Origin of the sequence: Bacillus sp. UNC69MF, from assembly GCF_000746035.1 — a bacterium.
Lineage (GTDB): Bacteria > Bacillota > Bacilli > Bacillales > Bacillaceae > Bacillus > Bacillus velezensis.
Genome location: NZ_JQKM01000013.1, coordinates 28,671 through 43,427, shown reverse-complemented (window position 1 = coordinate 43,427; position 14,757 = coordinate 28,671). Strand labels below are relative to the sequence as shown.

18 protein-coding genes are annotated in these 14,757 nt (G+C 48.3%); 10 read left to right on the top strand and 8 right to left on the bottom strand.

Annotated elements, in window-relative coordinates; translation table 11 throughout:
* Positions 1-11 precede the first annotated feature (11 nt).
* Both BR62_RS0109890 and BR62_RS0109885 read left to right on the top strand, forming a co-directional pair.
* A complete protein-coding gene (locus BR62_RS0109890) occupies positions 12-659 on the top strand; it encodes a hypothetical protein (RefSeq protein ID WP_015239402.1) in 648 nt (215 codons plus the stop codon).
* Between the two features lie 50 nt (positions 660-709).
* Positions 710-1,570 carry an NAD(P)-dependent oxidoreductase gene (locus BR62_RS0109885; protein WP_032870689.1) on the top strand — a complete coding sequence of 287 codons (861 nt, stop codon included), beginning with the start codon at positions 710-712 and terminating at the stop codon, positions 1,568-1,570.
* Between the two features lie 37 nt (positions 1,571-1,607).
* On the opposite strand, the gene pdaA is transcribed toward BR62_RS0109885, so the two are convergent.
* Positions 1,608-2,399 (bottom strand): delta-lactam-biosynthetic de-N-acetylase, encoded by a 792-nt coding sequence (gene pdaA / locus BR62_RS0109880; RefSeq protein ID WP_020955506.1) that lies wholly within the window; start codon positions 2,397-2,399, stop codon positions 1,608-1,610.
* Between the two features lie 100 nt (positions 2,400-2,499).
* Entirely contained in the window at positions 2,500-2,685 is a 186-nt protein-coding gene (locus BR62_RS0109875; RefSeq protein ID WP_003155558.1) for an SE1561 family protein, read from the bottom strand.
* Positions 2,686-2,831: 146 nt separating this feature from the next.
* Between BR62_RS0109875 and yfkAB the strand changes: the two genes are divergently transcribed.
* Together yfkAB and BR62_RS0109865 are read left to right on the top strand one after the other, a co-directional pair.
* Positions 2,832-3,953, top strand: coding sequence for a radical SAM/CxCxxxxC motif protein YfkAB (gene yfkAB / locus BR62_RS0109870; protein ID WP_032870687.1), 1,122 nt, complete (start codon positions 2,832-2,834; stop codon positions 3,951-3,953).
* A gap of 6 nt (positions 3,954-3,959) precedes the next feature.
* Positions 3,960-4,793: a mechanosensitive ion channel family protein gene (locus BR62_RS0109865; protein ID WP_007408513.1), complete on the top strand. Its 834-nt coding sequence runs from the start codon at positions 3,960-3,962 to the stop codon at positions 4,791-4,793.
* A 28-nt stretch (positions 4,794-4,821) separates the two neighbouring features.
* Here the strand turns inward: BR62_RS0109865 and BR62_RS0109860 are convergent, their stop codons facing one another.
* Together BR62_RS0109860 and cax are read right to left on the bottom strand one after the other, a co-directional pair.
* Complete coding sequence (locus BR62_RS0109860) at positions 4,822-5,616, bottom strand: YfkD famly protein (RefSeq protein WP_023356782.1); 795 nt, start codon at positions 5,614-5,616, stop codon at positions 4,822-4,824.
* A gap of 70 nt (positions 5,617-5,686) precedes the next feature.
* Positions 5,687-6,742, bottom strand: a complete 1,056-nt coding sequence (gene cax, locus BR62_RS0109855; protein WP_007408511.1) for a calcium/proton exchanger — start codon at positions 6,740-6,742, stop codon at positions 5,687-5,689.
* Between the two features lie 159 nt (positions 6,743-6,901).
* On the opposite strand from cax, the gene BR62_RS0109850 reads away from it, so the two are divergent.
* Positions 6,902-8,080, top strand: a complete 1,179-nt coding sequence (locus BR62_RS0109850) for an MFS transporter (RefSeq protein ID WP_007408510.1) — start codon at positions 6,902-6,904, stop codon at positions 8,078-8,080.
* Between the two features lie 34 nt (positions 8,081-8,114).
* On the opposite strand, the gene BR62_RS19570 is transcribed toward BR62_RS0109850, so the two are convergent.
* Genes BR62_RS19570 through BR62_RS0109835 form a run of 4 tightly spaced genes read right to left on the bottom strand, consistent with a single transcriptional unit; the run spans position 8,115 to position 9,931 of the window.
* The gene (locus tag BR62_RS19570) at positions 8,115-8,258 is read right to left on the bottom strand and encodes a hypothetical protein (RefSeq protein ID WP_017419116.1); all 144 of its coding nucleotides are present in this window, start codon (positions 8,256-8,258) and stop codon (positions 8,115-8,117) included.
* An 8-nt stretch (positions 8,259-8,266) separates the two neighbouring features.
* The gene (locus tag BR62_RS0109845) at positions 8,267-9,106 is read right to left on the bottom strand and encodes a YihY family inner membrane protein (RefSeq protein WP_007408509.1); all 840 of its coding nucleotides are present in this window, start codon (positions 9,104-9,106) and stop codon (positions 8,267-8,269) included.
* Positions 9,107-9,117: 11 nt separating this feature from the next.
* Positions 9,118-9,444 (bottom strand): hypothetical protein, encoded by a 327-nt coding sequence (locus BR62_RS0109840; protein ID WP_012117079.1) that lies wholly within the window; start codon positions 9,442-9,444, stop codon positions 9,118-9,120.
* Positions 9,445-9,457: 13 nt separating this feature from the next.
* Positions 9,458-9,931, bottom strand: coding sequence for a low molecular weight protein-tyrosine-phosphatase (locus tag BR62_RS0109835; protein ID WP_007408507.1), 474 nt, complete (start codon positions 9,929-9,931; stop codon positions 9,458-9,460).
* A gap of 155 nt (positions 9,932-10,086) precedes the next feature.
* Here BR62_RS0109835 and BR62_RS0109830 point away from each other — a divergent pair, with 155 nt between their 5' ends.
* The 5 genes from BR62_RS0109830 (at position 10,087) to BR62_RS0109810 (ending at position 14,739) form a co-directional block, all read left to right on the top strand.
* Entirely contained in the window at positions 10,087-10,302 is a 216-nt protein-coding gene (locus tag BR62_RS0109830; protein ID WP_003155571.1) for a DUF1128 domain-containing protein, read from the top strand.
* A gap of 337 nt (positions 10,303-10,639) precedes the next feature.
* Positions 10,640-11,833: an MFS transporter gene (locus tag BR62_RS0109825; RefSeq protein WP_032870685.1), complete on the top strand. Its 1,194-nt coding sequence runs from the start codon at positions 10,640-10,642 to the stop codon at positions 11,831-11,833.
* Between the two features lie 26 nt (positions 11,834-11,859).
* Positions 11,860-12,621 carry a type I 3-dehydroquinate dehydratase gene (gene aroD, locus BR62_RS0109820; RefSeq protein ID WP_032870683.1) on the top strand — a complete coding sequence of 254 codons (762 nt, stop codon included), beginning with the start codon at positions 11,860-11,862 and terminating at the stop codon, positions 12,619-12,621.
* A gap of 65 nt (positions 12,622-12,686) precedes the next feature.
* Entirely contained in the window at positions 12,687-13,571 is an 885-nt protein-coding gene (locus BR62_RS0109815) for a shikimate dehydrogenase (protein WP_007408504.1), read from the top strand.
* A 136-nt stretch (positions 13,572-13,707) separates the two neighbouring features.
* Complete coding sequence (locus tag BR62_RS0109810) at positions 13,708-14,739, top strand: LacI family DNA-binding transcriptional regulator (protein WP_007408503.1); 1,032 nt, start codon at positions 13,708-13,710, stop codon at positions 14,737-14,739.
* Positions 14,740-14,757 lie beyond the last annotated feature (18 nt).

Sequence of the window (14,757 nt, the reverse complement as noted above, 5' to 3'; positions counted from 1 at the left end):
AACGTAAAGAGGTGTGCGCCGTTACCATCCTTTCTCACAAAATCATTTCTTCTGTCCTCCTGGCTTTCAGTGTCATGTCCATTGCCCCGCTGTATAACGGCCGTACGGTGTCTGATTACATCTTTGAGTTACTCGGCTTTTCCTCTTGGCCGGAAGATGGAGCCCATATCTCCGTCATTCCCGGGGTCGTGCTTTACTTTGCGGCGTTAATCTGGTGTGCCGCCGCGTTCAGGCGGACGCTTCCCGCGGCGGGGCTGTTTCTGATCTTTCTCAGTATGGGGGCCGCTTCCGGTATCAGTCCTGCCACCGAATATGCCGTTTTTTCCTTAAAACAGTTCGCGCCCGAAAAAGAGGCTGTCGAGTATTTGAAGCACCGCAGCGAATGCAGTCATCTGGTTGAGCGAAAAAGAGCGGGCATGAGCTGCACGCTTTATATCAATCATTACGGAAAAGGGGAACAAACCATTTCTGTCACCCCGGATTTATCAGAAAACATAAAGGACGTCACATTCAAATCAAAAACATTCACTGTAAAACCCCGTTCAAAAACAATCATCAAAACCCGATTTACCGGATTTTATAAGGGGAAAGCCGCCTCAGACTCCGGATGGTCTTCAGAACCTGAACTGAAAGTGGCAATCCTGTACACAGCAGATTAACCATTTTGCATGTATAATGGTGGAAAACTTTTCATTGGAGGGACTGTCAAATGAAGATCGCCATCGTCGGACTCGGCAATATGGGCCGCCCCATCGCCGAAAATATCATGAAAGCCGGATACAGCCTGACTGTATATAACCGGACGAAAGAAAAAGCGGCTGACCTGCTGGAAAAAGGGGCCGGATATGCCGAAACGCCCCGACAGGCAGCTGAACATGCGGACATCGTGCTGTCCATGCTGTCAGACGATGACGCCGTAACAGACGTGACTTTCGGAGCTTGCGGCATTATTGCCGGGTTATCTGAAAACGGCATTCATATTTCAATGAGCACGATCAGTACGGCGCTGTCAGAACAGCTTTCCGCCGCACATTCGGGCAGAGGACAGTCCTTTATTGCCGCTCCCGTCCTCGGCCGCCCCGATGCCGCCGAGAAGGCCGAGCTTCGCATCATCACAGCCGGACCGGCGGAAGCGAAGAAAAAGGCCGAACCGCTGCTTAACATCCTGAGTCAGCAAGTATTTGACACTGGTGAAGAAACAAAAACGGCCAATGCCGCGAAAATCAGCATCAATTTCTTGCTCGTGTCCATGCTTGAGGCGTTATCTGAATCGTTCTTAATGATGGAGAAGTACGGGTTAGAGCAAAAACAATTTTTAGAAATCGCCGGCGCGCTCTTTGGCTCTCCCGTCTATCAAAATTACGGCACGATCATGGCTGAGGAGAAATTTGAGCCGGCCGGTTTCAAAATGTCTTTAGGGCTGAAGGATACCAATCTGGCGCTCGCCGCCGCAGAACAGGTTTCCGCAAAACTCCCTCTTGCCGAACTGGCCAAGAACCATTTTGAAAGCGGGATCGCACAAGGCTTCGGGGATCTGGATTGGGCTGCACTGATTAAAAGCTTAAAATAACAAAATAACACCTCTCCATTACCAGGAGAGGTGTTTTCTACAGGCGCGGCAGCTTCATTTCTTTCTCAAACATCAGGTCATCTATGCTTTTAAACGTGTAGCCTTCTTTTTTCAAATCGGTAATGGCATCGTCCAGAGCTTCTGAATTGTCCTTTGAAACGGTGTGGAGAAGGTAGATCGCGCCGGGATGTGCCTGCTTTATCATGTGATCATAGGCGTATTGTTTCCCTTTTTGCTCGTTAACCTTCCAGTCGACAAATGCGACGGACCAGAAAACGGTTTGGTAGCCGAGGCGCTTCGTTTCTTTCAGGACATATTCGCTGAATACGCCGCGCGGCGGACGGAGATACAGGTTGTCCCGCTTTCCGGTAATGTTGTACACAGCTTCCGTGACGGAATCGAGTTCGTCTTGAATCTGATCGCCCGTTTTTGTCGTCAGATCAGGATGATGAAAAGAATGATTGCCGATGATATGGCCTTCCTTTGACATCCGTTTAATCAAATCAGGCTGCTCTTTCACAAAATGACCCGTGACAAAAAAAGTGCCCGTGACGTGATGTTTTTTTAACACATCAAGCACTTTCGGGGTGTACCCATTTTCATATCCATTATCAAACGTTAAATAGATGGTCTTTTCTTTCGTATTGCCCAAATAAAAGGCATCATATTTTTTGACCAGATTGTTTAGCTGTCTGCCGGCATCCGGCGGCTGATGATTGACGCTGCGTTTAAATCCCCAGTTTATCCGTTCATTCGGCACGGCTTCTGCGCTGTTGATGCCTCCCGCAAGTAAAACGGCCATGCAGCAAATTGAACAAAACCATTTCATGACCAGCACTCCTTCTGCATTTTTCCTTATTTTGCAGTAGGCTCTGCCCTTTTATACAGCCGCATTATGGAAAAAGAAAAACCCCGGCATCCGCCGGGGTTTATTCCCAATCCTTTTTAAAGCGTTCGTATTTTGCTTCCAGATCATCAAGCATGCCGATGAGCCGGTCTATATCTTCAACGTCCGTTGATTCAGGGTCTAATGAATCAATGACATTCATAAACATATCGAGTCTGTTCTTCAGGTAATCGAGCTGCTGATCTTTGCTGTTTACTGCATTCCCCATACTTCCACTCCATTCATTTTTTATAATGGTAGCGTATTTTTTGCCGTTTTTCAATGGTTCCGCTACTTGCGATCTTGGCAGATCAGGTCTAAAATTAACAGTTGGCAGACGTTAGTATGCCCCATTTATAAAGGAGTTAGATAGTCATGACACAAAACACAACACTGCGTCCGATCACACCGGAGTACGATCCTTGGGAAGCGTACATGGATGTCGACCAGTATGGAGATATGAAACTGACGAACGTTGAATTCACAACGACGACTTTGTGCAATATGAGATGCGAGCACTGCGCCGTCGGGTACACGCTCCAGCCGAAAGACCCGAATGCGCTGCCGATCGACCTTTTATTAAAGCGGCTTGATGAAATTCCTCTGTTACGCTCTATCAGCATTACGGGCGGCGAACCGATGCTTTCGCTGAAATCGGTAAAGGAATACGTCGTCCCGCTTTTGAAATATGCCCATGAACGCGGCGTGCGCACACAGATCAATTCAAACCTGACGCTTGATATCGGGCGCTACGAACGGATTATTCCTTATTTGGACGTCCTTCACATTTCTCACAACTGGGGAACGGTCGAGGACTTTGCCGACATCGGATTTGCAATGATGGAGAAGAAACCGACATTTGAACAGCGGGCGCGCTATTTTGACAAAATGATTGAAAACAGCCGCACGCTGGTCGAAGCAGGCGTAATGGTTTCAGCGGAAACGATGCTGAACAAACGGACGCTGCCGCATATTGAACATATTCATCGGCAAATTACCGAAGAAATGAAATGCCAGCGGCACGAAGTCCATCCGATGTATCCGAGTGATTTCGCCAGCGCGCTTGAATCACTCAGCCTGAAGGACATGAGACAGGCCATTCATCATCTGCTCGACATTCGCGATGAAGGGACATGGATGCTGTTCGGTACGCTCCCGTTTTACGCATGCAGCCCTGATGAAGAAGACCAGAAGCTCCTCCGCCGCCTGCGGGAAGCGAAAAACGTTACGGTGCGAAACGACCCTGACGGCCGCTCCCGCCTGAATGTCAACATTTTTGACGGAAATATCATTGTCACGGATTTCGGCGATACACCGCCGCTCGGCAATATTAAAACAGACAGCCTTCCCGAAGCATATGACAAGTGGAGACAGACGAAGCTGAGCAAAGAGCTGAACTGCCGCTGCACAAACGTCCGGTGCCTCGGCCCGAACGTCCTTGTCAAAAACAGTTATTATCAGGACACGGATTTTTCATTACGAAAAGCCAGAGGTTAACAAAAGATGGAAACGACAATTACAGACATTTTGAAAAGCAAAGTGGTTGAGATCATCATCGTCGCTCTCGTGCTTTACGCCGGTGTTTTTCTGATCAACCGCTTTGTCCAGGTGTTATTTAAACGCACGGATTTCTTGGAGGAACGGAAAGGGAAAACGATTGAAAGCCTCGTCCGATCCATCACCCAGTATACGGCGACGATCGGTTTTATCTTTTACGTCATTTCTTTATTCGTTCATGATTTCGGCCGAATTTTAGCCGGGGCGGGTGTTGCCGGTATCGTCATCGGTTTCGGCGCCCAGTCGTTAATCAAGGACATATTGGCCGGTGTCTTTTTAATATACGAACGCCAGCTTCATAAAGGTGATTACGTGACGATTAACAATCTGTTCAACGGCACAGTCGAAGAAATCGGACTCCGTTCCCTCCAGATCCGTGAGTGGACCGGCAAGCTGCTTACCATATCTAACGGTGAGGTCAGACAGCTTCAAAACTATAACATTGATTTTATGCGGATTACCGAGTCCGTCGTGATCAGTTACAAGGAAGATCCCGAGCGGGTCTATGCCGTCTTAGAAAAAGCCTGCGACATGCTCAATGATGAGCTTCGCGATTCACTGAAGCGGGATGAATTTCTCAATGCGACGGAGCCGTTTCAAGTGCATGGAATTATGAGTCTGAACAAATTAACCAGAGGCATTGAATTTACAGTGAAAGGCATGGTTCAAGACACAGAATACTTCTCGGCGAGCCTTGCGGTGAGACGCGTTCTTGCCCGGGAGCTGTACAACAACAATGTGCAATTGCTCGAGGAAATGTATCACACACAAAAAAGCTGATTCCCGAACCGGAATCAGCTTTTTTTATTTATCTCGGCTGCGCTGTCATTTGAAAACCGAATGTGACGTGATCCTGCACCGGAATCCAAGCCCCGATTCCTTGCGAAGTCACATTTTTGACGACAAGTTTCCGCTTGCTGCCTTTCAGCACCAAATACACTTCACCGTATGTTACTTTTCCTTTTTCATTAACGGCCGGAGCGTAGGCATGCAGGTAGCCGAGCCGCTGCGGAGAAATTTTGTAGGTTTGATCGCGTTTTGTGCCTGCGCCGATAACCGTTTCAAACGCGAGCGGCAGTTTTGTTTTCTTCATCGCTTTTTGCATCATCATGCTTTTTACGTCTTCTGCGTTCGGCACCTTCGCTGTGAGCCCGCCTTTGATTTTGTATTGCTGTTCTTGGGCGTATGAGATAACCGCGGTTTGCTGCCCGCCCCGGTTATCCGCTCTGTTCGTATTGATTTTTTTATATTCCCAGTTGGCGACCGTTTCGTTCGATTGATAGCCAAGCGCCCATTTCCCGAGAAATATTGTCGCCCGGTATCCGATGGCAAGCGGTGAACCGGAAACCGAGGATTCATTCAGCATCTTTATCAGATGCGGATTTTCGATGTTGATCTCGGATGTATCTAACAATTCCTTTGCCAGTTTGCTCGGCTGAAGCATCGGCTGGTCCTGTGAAGCATTCGGATACGTATTTTCCTTTGAAATGCTTACGACAGAGTTGGGAACTTTAAACGGTTTCTTTGCAGCGGCAGACGGCGTTGCGAAAAAACTAAAGGATAACAGCAGAATCAGTGTGGCATGAAACAGCTTTCTCATCATATCACTCTTTCTATAGCATTTTCCTTTAGTCTTTTCCTCCGCAATCGTTGTTATCCGCATTTTTTACAGGTTAAAGCAGGAAAAAACCGATCGCCATAATGACATAAGCGGCAAGGAGCGTAGCCCCTTCAAACCAGTTCGAATCACCGTCATTTGAAATCATTGTCATCAAAAGGACGGATGAGATCATCGCGACAAGCTCGGGCAATGTGAATACAAGCGGCATATTGACCGGAAAAAAGATGGAACAGATCACAAGAACCGGAGCCACAAACATGGCGATCTGCAAAGTCGAGCCTACCGCGATTTCAACGGCGACATCCATCTTGTCTTTGTACGCCATAATAATCGCCGACGCATGCTCTGCGGCATTTCCGACGATTGCGACGATAATCACTCCGATAAACAGCTCGCTCCAGCCGAACTGTTCAGCCACCGCATGAAACGTATGGACAAGGTTTTCAGATATGTAGGCGACGATAATGGTTGAAATAAATAAGACGGCTGTCGCTCTTTTCCCCGACCACTCAGGCTGCTCCTCTTCTTCCTTTGCCTCCGGCTGATTCGGCTGATAAACACCGCGGTGGGTGACGAGCTTGAAATAAAGAGCTGCCACGTACAAAAGGATCATGATGATGCTGATGCCGACACTCAAATCAAGCTTGTTTTTTTCCCCCATATCCATGGAAAACACTTCAGGAATGACAAAAGCTACGATAATGGCAAAAATCAGCAGGCCAGAATTATGCCGGGCATCATGAATATTGAATTCCTGCCGCTTGTATTTCAAACCGCCGATAAAAAACGACAATCCCGCGACGAGCAAAAGATTGCCGAGCACCGAACCGGTCAGTGAAGCAAGCACGATACCCGTCAGCCCTTCTTTTAAGGCAAAAAGCGATATAATCAGCTCTACCGCATTGCCGAACGTGGCATTCAGCAGACCGCCGATCCGCGGTCCCGCGATAATGGCTAGAGATTCAGTCGCTCTCCCCATATAACTTGCAAGCGCAATAATCGTCAAGCAATAAATAATAAACAAAACCGCTGACGGCCAGTGCATCAGGCCGCCGATGACTGAAAGCGGCACTCCCGCCGCAGCCGTAAAGAAAAAAATCCGATTCATATCTGCCTGGCTCCTTTTTTCGAATGAGTCTTTTTATATTCTTCTCAAAAACTCCCTCAATTACACTTCCGCGGCAGCCCGAATTGGCATTTTCAGGTTGCCGGACGCGACAAATCCGTGTACGATCAAGAAAGATACTGACGAAGGAGAAAATACGCGATGTCACGACTGTACTTCTTTATTTTGGTTCTGCTTGTTTCCATCTCCGGATTTTCCCAAGGCATGCTTCTGCCGGTGATCTCCGTCATTTTTGAAACGAACGGGGAATCAGCCGCTATAAACGGACTTCACGCAACCGGCCTTTATATCGGCGTGCTTCTGGCGTCGCCGTTTATGGAGGCCCCGCTGCGCAAGCTCGGATTCAAACCTCTGATGGTCATGGGCGGATTTCTTGTTATCATCAGCTTATTCAGTTTTATTTGGCTTCAATCCATATGGTTATGGTTTTTTCTTCGGCTGCTTATCGGAATCGGGGATCATATGCTGCATTTTTCAACCCAAACGTGGGTGACGTCAAAGTCAACGCCCCGAAACAGAGGAAGAAACATTTCGCTGTACGGACTGTCCTTCGGGCTCGGATTCGCTGTCGGCCCGTTCATGGTCCCTCTTGTGAAAACAAGTCCGTCCCTTCCGTTTATCGTATCCGGCTGTATCAGTCTTGCCGCCTGGCTGTTTGTATTTGTCTTACGTAACGAGTACCCGGCGCAAGGTCCGGATGAAACATCCGGGGACAACAGCGCAAAACGGTTTTACCGCGCCCTTCTTTTCGGCTGGGTCGCTTTTCTCCCGGCTTTCGGGTACGGTTTTTTAGAAACGGCGCTGAACGGAAGCTTTCCCGTGTACGCCCTGCGCTTAGGCATATCCGTCGATGCCGTCGCGCTGATATTGCCCGCTTTTGCCATCGGAAGTATTGTATTCCAGTTCCCTCTCGGTTTATTAAGCGATCGATTCGGGAGAAAACGTGTCCTGCTCGTCATCTTATTAACGGGTGCCCTTTGCTTTTTGACGGCCGGACTGTTTCCGTCGCCTTCTGTCATCGGCTGCTGCTTTTTCACGGCGGGAATGGCGGTCGGCAGTATGTTTTCCCTCGGCATCAGCTATATGAGCGACCTGCTGCCGTCCCATCTGCTGCCTGCGGGCAATCTGCTCTGCGGCATTTCCTTCAGCCTCGGCAGCATGATCGGCCCGGTGGCGGGCGGCTGGTATATGCAGCGGTTTGAAAACGCCAATTTGTTTTACTTTATTACGGTGATTCTGGTCTGTATTTGGCTTGCGCTCGTCTTCGGGAAAACAAAGCACAGTCCCGCATCCGAATCCCATTCTTTTCCGGCCTCATAAAAAAGCCGCCTGATCTAAGTCAGGCGGCTTCTTTCTAGTGGTATCCGTTCTGCCCGTTAGCGCTTCCGCTTGTTTTATTCTTCGGGCCGTTTTTGGAGTTTTGTTTATTATGGCTTCCGCCTTTTTTCGTATGCTTGGTCATAATCGATTCCCCTCCGTTTTTCAGCTTGAACGTCATCCGTTCCTCTATAGCTTGCTCCCGCGGTACGGATTTTCATCAGGAAGCTTTTTACGTTTATGTAAAAGCGCGTTGATTTCTCCTCCTAAAATCAGCAGTGTTCCCGTAAGGTAAAACCAGATCATAAGGACGATAATTCCCCCGATGCTCCCGTATGTGGCGCTGTAGTTGGCAAAGGTGCCGACGTAAAATGAGAACAGCATACTGACGATAATCCAGCCTGCTGCCGCAAATACGGCTCCCGGCAGCACAAAACGGAGGGAAAGCCTTTTATTCGGCGCGAAAATGTAAAGCGCGGTAAACACGATTAAAAGGATAAGCGGACTGATACCCCAGCGGACAACCGACCACACCTGCAAAAACAGGCCGGAGGCGCCGATGAAATCTGCGGCAAGCATTCCGATTTCTCTGCCGAACACCGGCAGAAGCAATGCGATTAAAATCGTAACCACCATCGCGATGGTTAAAAAAATTGAGGTCAGGCGAATAATGATAAATGAGCGGTTTTCCTCGACTTCGTAGGCATGGTTAAATGCTCTGACAATCGCGTTCATACCATTCGAAGCCGACCAGATGACGGCGATAATCCCGAATGACAAAAGCCCGCCGCTGCGCTTGTTCAGCGTTTGCTCCGTTATGGATTTCACCATAGACATGGCACTGTCGGGCGCGTATTGATCGACCGCCCCGAGCACGTCTTCTGCCGATATGGGAAGATAGGCGGTGAGCGTCAGCATGAAAATCATCAACGGAAACAATGACAGCAGGAAAAAATACGCCAGCTCCGCCGATTTACTTTGTCCTTCATGGAGAGAAAACCTTGCAAACAGCTCCTTTATAAAACTCATGACATCCCACCTCAATGATCGTTTTTCGAAAAATGCTCCTTCGTTTCTTTTAACAGGTCAATGACCTGCGGCGTCGTCTGCTTCAGCTTGGTGATCTGCCCGTTTAAAAAACTCAGATCTTCCGATACGGTATTGGCGATGATTTTCACTTGATCAAGTTTTGCAGAAGCCTGCTGTTTCAGGGCTTCAGGATGTTTTCGATAAAATGCCGCACGCCGCCTGCACGCGTCCATGTTCCGGAAACATGCCTCTCTCGTCGGCTTATGTAATAAGGACAGTGCTCCGCCGGCGGCAGCGCCGATCAGAATCGCTTTTGCCATGATGCGTGTCTGCTTCATCGATCAATCCCCCTTATAAATGATGGTCTTTCTTTATTGTCTCCAGCAAATGACGGCACCCGGACTCGACCAAAGCGTACACCTCGCTGAAATTCCCGGTATAATACGGATCGGGCACGTCCGCAAGGTCCGACTCCGGTACATAATCAAGCAGCCTTGCAATACGCGGCGCCGCTTTTTTATAACCGGCCATGCTGCGCAGATGTCCGATATTTTCTGCATCCATCGCAATGACGTAATCAAAATCGGTCAGATCAGACTCACGCACCTGCCTCGCCGTGATGCCGCTTACGCTGATCCCTTTCTTCTTTAGGATCTCCTTTGTCCCTTCATGCGGCGGATTTCCCGCATGCCAGGCGCCGATTCCCGCTGAATCAATGTTAATCTGCCCGTTCAGCCCGTTTTTCTTCACCATATCAGAAAATACCGCCTCTGCCATAGGCGACCGGCAAATATTTCCAAGACAGACAAACAGCACATGTATCATATCGATAACCTCCCTATTCTTTCCCCGCATTTTGAGGATCAAAAACCTTATCATCATCTTAGCAACTTTTCTGCTGCTGTGGAAATAAGCTTTTATTCTAAATGAATTCTGTTAGAATAAAGGGTACGAAAACGGTCATGAAAGGATGCATGAATTTGCCGAGCCAACAAACAGAAACGTTAAACAAAATGATTGAAGACATTTCGCAAAAGCTCAACATGCTCAATGTCGGCGTCATCAGAGCGGAAGATTTCAGTGATGAAAAAATAGAAGATCTTACATACCTTCATCAAATGGTCATGAAAAAAGCATCATTCAGCCCGAGTGAAATGCAGGCCATTGCCGAGGAGCTCGCCTCTCTCAGAAAATAAACCCGTGTCAGACCTGCCGAAAAACGGCGGGTCTTTTTTTGATTTAAAAAAGTAAAAAATAAAAGTTCATCGGTTTGACACATATAAAAAGAAGGAGTATAGTAACTGTGAACTTGGTAGAACGATATACTAAATGAGCGGGCCGCTTATCTTTTTTTATTTAGTAGAACGATATACTCGTTGTGATATCAGCGTTATTCAAGTTTTGTATCTGCAACCGTTTTATCAAACCAGTTTTCAAAGAAAGGCAGTGGTTCAATAAAGGGGAATGGTTCTGTGCTTTTGTTAATTTAAAAATTAATTTAATTCTTTATTAACCGCATTAGGGGATGTCATCATGAAAAACATATACACCAAAATGGCAGCGGGTCTTTATATTAATTATTTCCTGCTGGGCATGATCAATATTATTATCGCATCCAATATGGAGGCATTATCAAAACAGCTTCATACATCCGCAGCCGGGGTCAGCTATTTGGTCTCCGCCATCGGGATCGGGAAGCTGATTTCGCTTCTGTTTGCCGGGAAGCTTTCGGATACATTCGGGAGACGGCCGTTTATCGTGTCGGGCGCCTTTCTGTATCTGATTTTCCTAATCGGAATTCCGCTTTCGACAAACTATACGGCCGCGTTTATCTTCGCCATTTTCGCAGGGATCGCCAATTCCTTCTTGGATTCCGGGACATATCCGGCGCTTATTGAAGGATTTCCGAAAAACGCAAGCTCTGCAACCGTGTTAATCAAAGCGTTTGTATCCATCGGCGCGACGGTGCTTCCGTTTTTCATCGCGTTTATTGCGGACAGGCATTTGTTTTACGGCTGGACGTTTTTCGTACCGGGCATTATTTTCTTCCTGAACGGCTTTTTCCTGTTAAAAGTTCCGTTTCCGAATCATAAGCAAAAAGAAGACGGCGGCCGGACGGAAGCCTCTCCGTCTGATGACGCGTTCACATCACAGGCGTCGATATGGCGCGAAGGTCTTGCGATCATTCTGTTAGGCTTTTCATCTACGGCGCTGTTTATGCTCGTTCAAGTATGGCTTCCTAAGTTCGGGCAAACCGTTTTGGGCATGCCTGAGGTGCAGGCTGTCAAATTGCTGAGCTATTACAGCATCGGTGCGCTTGTGTCCGTATTATTACTGGCCGTGCTGTTAAACAGAGTGATTCAGCCGATTACGGTAATGGTGCTGTACCCTGTGATCGCGGCAATCGCGCTGCTTGCTCTGATTTTCATTCATCAGCCGGCCGTATCAGTCATCAGCTCCTTTGTCATCGGACTTTCAACTGCGGGCATTCTGCAATTGGCGATGACGGTTATGGCTGTTTTATTCCCTAAAAATAAAGGTACGATCACATCTTTTGTTAATATAGCATCAAGCTTATCTTTTATTGTCATTCCGCTTGTAACGGGAGCGATCTCCAAAGCGGCCGGCCTGACGCCTGTTTTTCTGCTTGATATCGGAATTGCGGCCGTCAGCGCCCTTCTCGCATTGTTTATCGGAATCCGCTTTAAGCAAGTGATGAAAGCCTGACTATTTTTTAAGGGAGAGGATTTATCATGCAATCTATCACGATCAGAAACACGGTCATCGGCGAAGGGCTTCCGAAGATCATTGTGCCGCTGATGGCGGCCGGAGAGAAAGAACTGCTCGAAGAAATTGAAGCCGTCAACAGACTTCGCCCGGATATCATTGAGTGGCGGGCTGATGTGTATGAGCACATTGACAGCCTGGACGCCGTAAAAGGCATGCTTGAAAAGCTGCGGAAAGCCGCAGGCGCAACACCGCTGCTTTTCACATTCAGAACTCATAAAGAAGGCGGAAATAAAGTTATTGATGACCGCTTTTACATTGAATTGCTTAAAACCGCCATCGAAACAAAACACATTGACCTTGCAGACGTTGAGTTGTTTACGGGAGAAGCGGAAGTCAAATCAATTGTGAAAACCGCTGAAGACAACGGCGTATATGTCGTCATGTCCAATCATGATTTTCATCAGACACCGAAAAAAGAAGAAATCATTTCCCGGCTGCGGAACATGCAGGCGTACGGCGCGCACATTCCGAAAATCGCGGTGATGCCGCAAAGCACTGAAGATGTTTTCGTCTTATTGGATGCCACTCACACGATGAAAACACAATACGCAGACCGGCCGATCATCACGATGTCAATGGCGGGAACAGGTCTGATCAGCCGCCTGGCCGGCGAAGTCTTCGGCTCAGCGTGCACGTTCGGAGCGGGCAAAGAAGCATCAGCGCCCGGACAAATTCCCGTTGAAGAATTGCGCAGCGTACTCAGCATTTTAAATAAACATATGTAATCAGCGTTTTTCTGCCCTTAAAGCGGGATGAAAAACAAATGAATGGACTAACGGAGGAATACATCATGAAGAAAGATTTAGGACGGATTAACGGAAAAACTCAGCTTATCGGATTATTCGCGACACCGATCGGACACTCTTTATCTCCGGCGATGCACAACCTGGCGTTTAAAAAATTAGGATTGAACTACGCATACCTCGCGTTTGAAGTCGGCAATGAACAGCTGGAAGATGTGGTAACGGGAATGCGCGCCTTAAACGTCAGAGGCTTCAATGTCTCGATGCCGAACAAGATGAACATTCTCCCTTACCTCGATGAACTCGCGGATTCAGCGAAATTCACCGGCGCGGTGAATACAGTCGTTAATGAAAACGGCAGACTGATCGGACACTCCACTGACGGTATGGGATACGTCCGCAACTTAAAAGAACACGGCATCGATATCACAGGCAAAAAAATGACGCTGGTCGGTTCCGGCGGGGCCGCCACTCCGATAGCGATTCAATCCGCATTGGAAGGCCTCGGAGAAATCTCTATTTTCGCCCGCAATGACGCGTTTTTCGAAAAAGCGGAAGAAAATGTCCGCATCATCAATGAAGAAATGAAGGGATCTTCTTGCAAAGCGAAAGTCTTCCCGCTCGAAGATCAAGATGCGCTGCGTGCTGAAATCGCTTCAAGCGATATTTTCACGAACGGAACGGGTGTCGGCATGAAACCGCTTGAAGGCTTGAGCGTCATTGAAGATACATCCATGCTCCGTCCGGATTTGATTGTGACAGACGTCGTTTACAACCCCGTTACGTCGAAATTGCTTGAACAAGCTCAAGCGGCCGGCTGCAACACCATTAACGGCCTCGGCATGATGCTTTGGCAGGGCGCCATGGCGTTTGAATATTGGACAGGCCGTGAAATGCCGGTTCAGTATATTAAAGAGCAAATGTTTGAATAACCTATTGTGACAGAAGCGCCGAAGGACAATCCGTCTTCCGGCGCTTTATCATTTTCTCCCCCTCTCTCTTTCTTCTCATGCGCCAAAACGCTTATAATGGATGTAACGAATAAAAACCAAGTGAGGAATGCGACGTATGAAACAGCAAAAAAAACGCCGGGTGACATTGCAGCAGGTCGCTGAACATGCCGGCGTCTCAACATCCACCGCTTCATTAATCGTCCGCAATAATCCGCGAATTTCCGAAGCGACCCGTGAGAAAGTGCTGCAATCCATGCGGGAGCTGGGGTACGTATATGATCGGGTCGCCGCGAATTTACGATCACAGACGTCCACAACGGTAGGATTGATTATTACTGACATTTCCAATACGTTTTTCTCAGAGTTTCTGATCGGCGTTCAGAATACGCTTGAGGAAGTCGGATTAACGGTGCTGTTAGGCACGACATTTGATTCCGTCGCCAAGCAGGAGCAGCTGATCTCGACCATGCTGGAGCACAGGGTCGGCGGATTGATTTTGTGTCCGGTTTCAGGTACGGCTGAGGAAACCCTTTCCCGCCTTGAGCAGCTTGACATTCCGGTCGTGCTCGCCGTCAGGGAGATTGCCGATGCCGACTGTGATTTTGTCGGAGCCGATTATGAGGAAGGCACCTATAAGGCAGTGCGTCATTTCATTGAGAAAGGCCATCAGGAGATTGCGTTTCTGGGCGGCGTGAAGCACTCGTCAACATGGACGAAGCGCATGAAAGGGTTTAAAAAAGCGCTCCGTGAAGCGGATCTGGAAGTAAAAAATGACTATGTCATTGACAGCGCGCCGACCCGCGAAGCAGGCTGTGAAGCCGTGACGGAGCTCCTCCGCCGGTCTGAGCGCCCGACCGCGATTTTCTGCTTCAGTGATTTGGTCGCGTTCGGCGTCATGCAAGGGATTAGAAAAGCCGGGCTCGTTCCGGGCGAAGATATTGACATTGTCGGCTTTGATAACGTGCCGGAAGCTGAAATTTCTTATCCCCCGCTTACAACCGTTTCTTCCTTTCCGCGGCAGTCGGGAAAAGAAGCGGCTCAATTGCTGCATCATAAAATCACCAATTCCCAGCACAAAAAACAACGCATTATTCTGGCGCCTGAGCTGGTCATCCGGGAATCTTCACAAAAAAAGCGGAACGCCTGATACGGCGCTCCGCTTTTA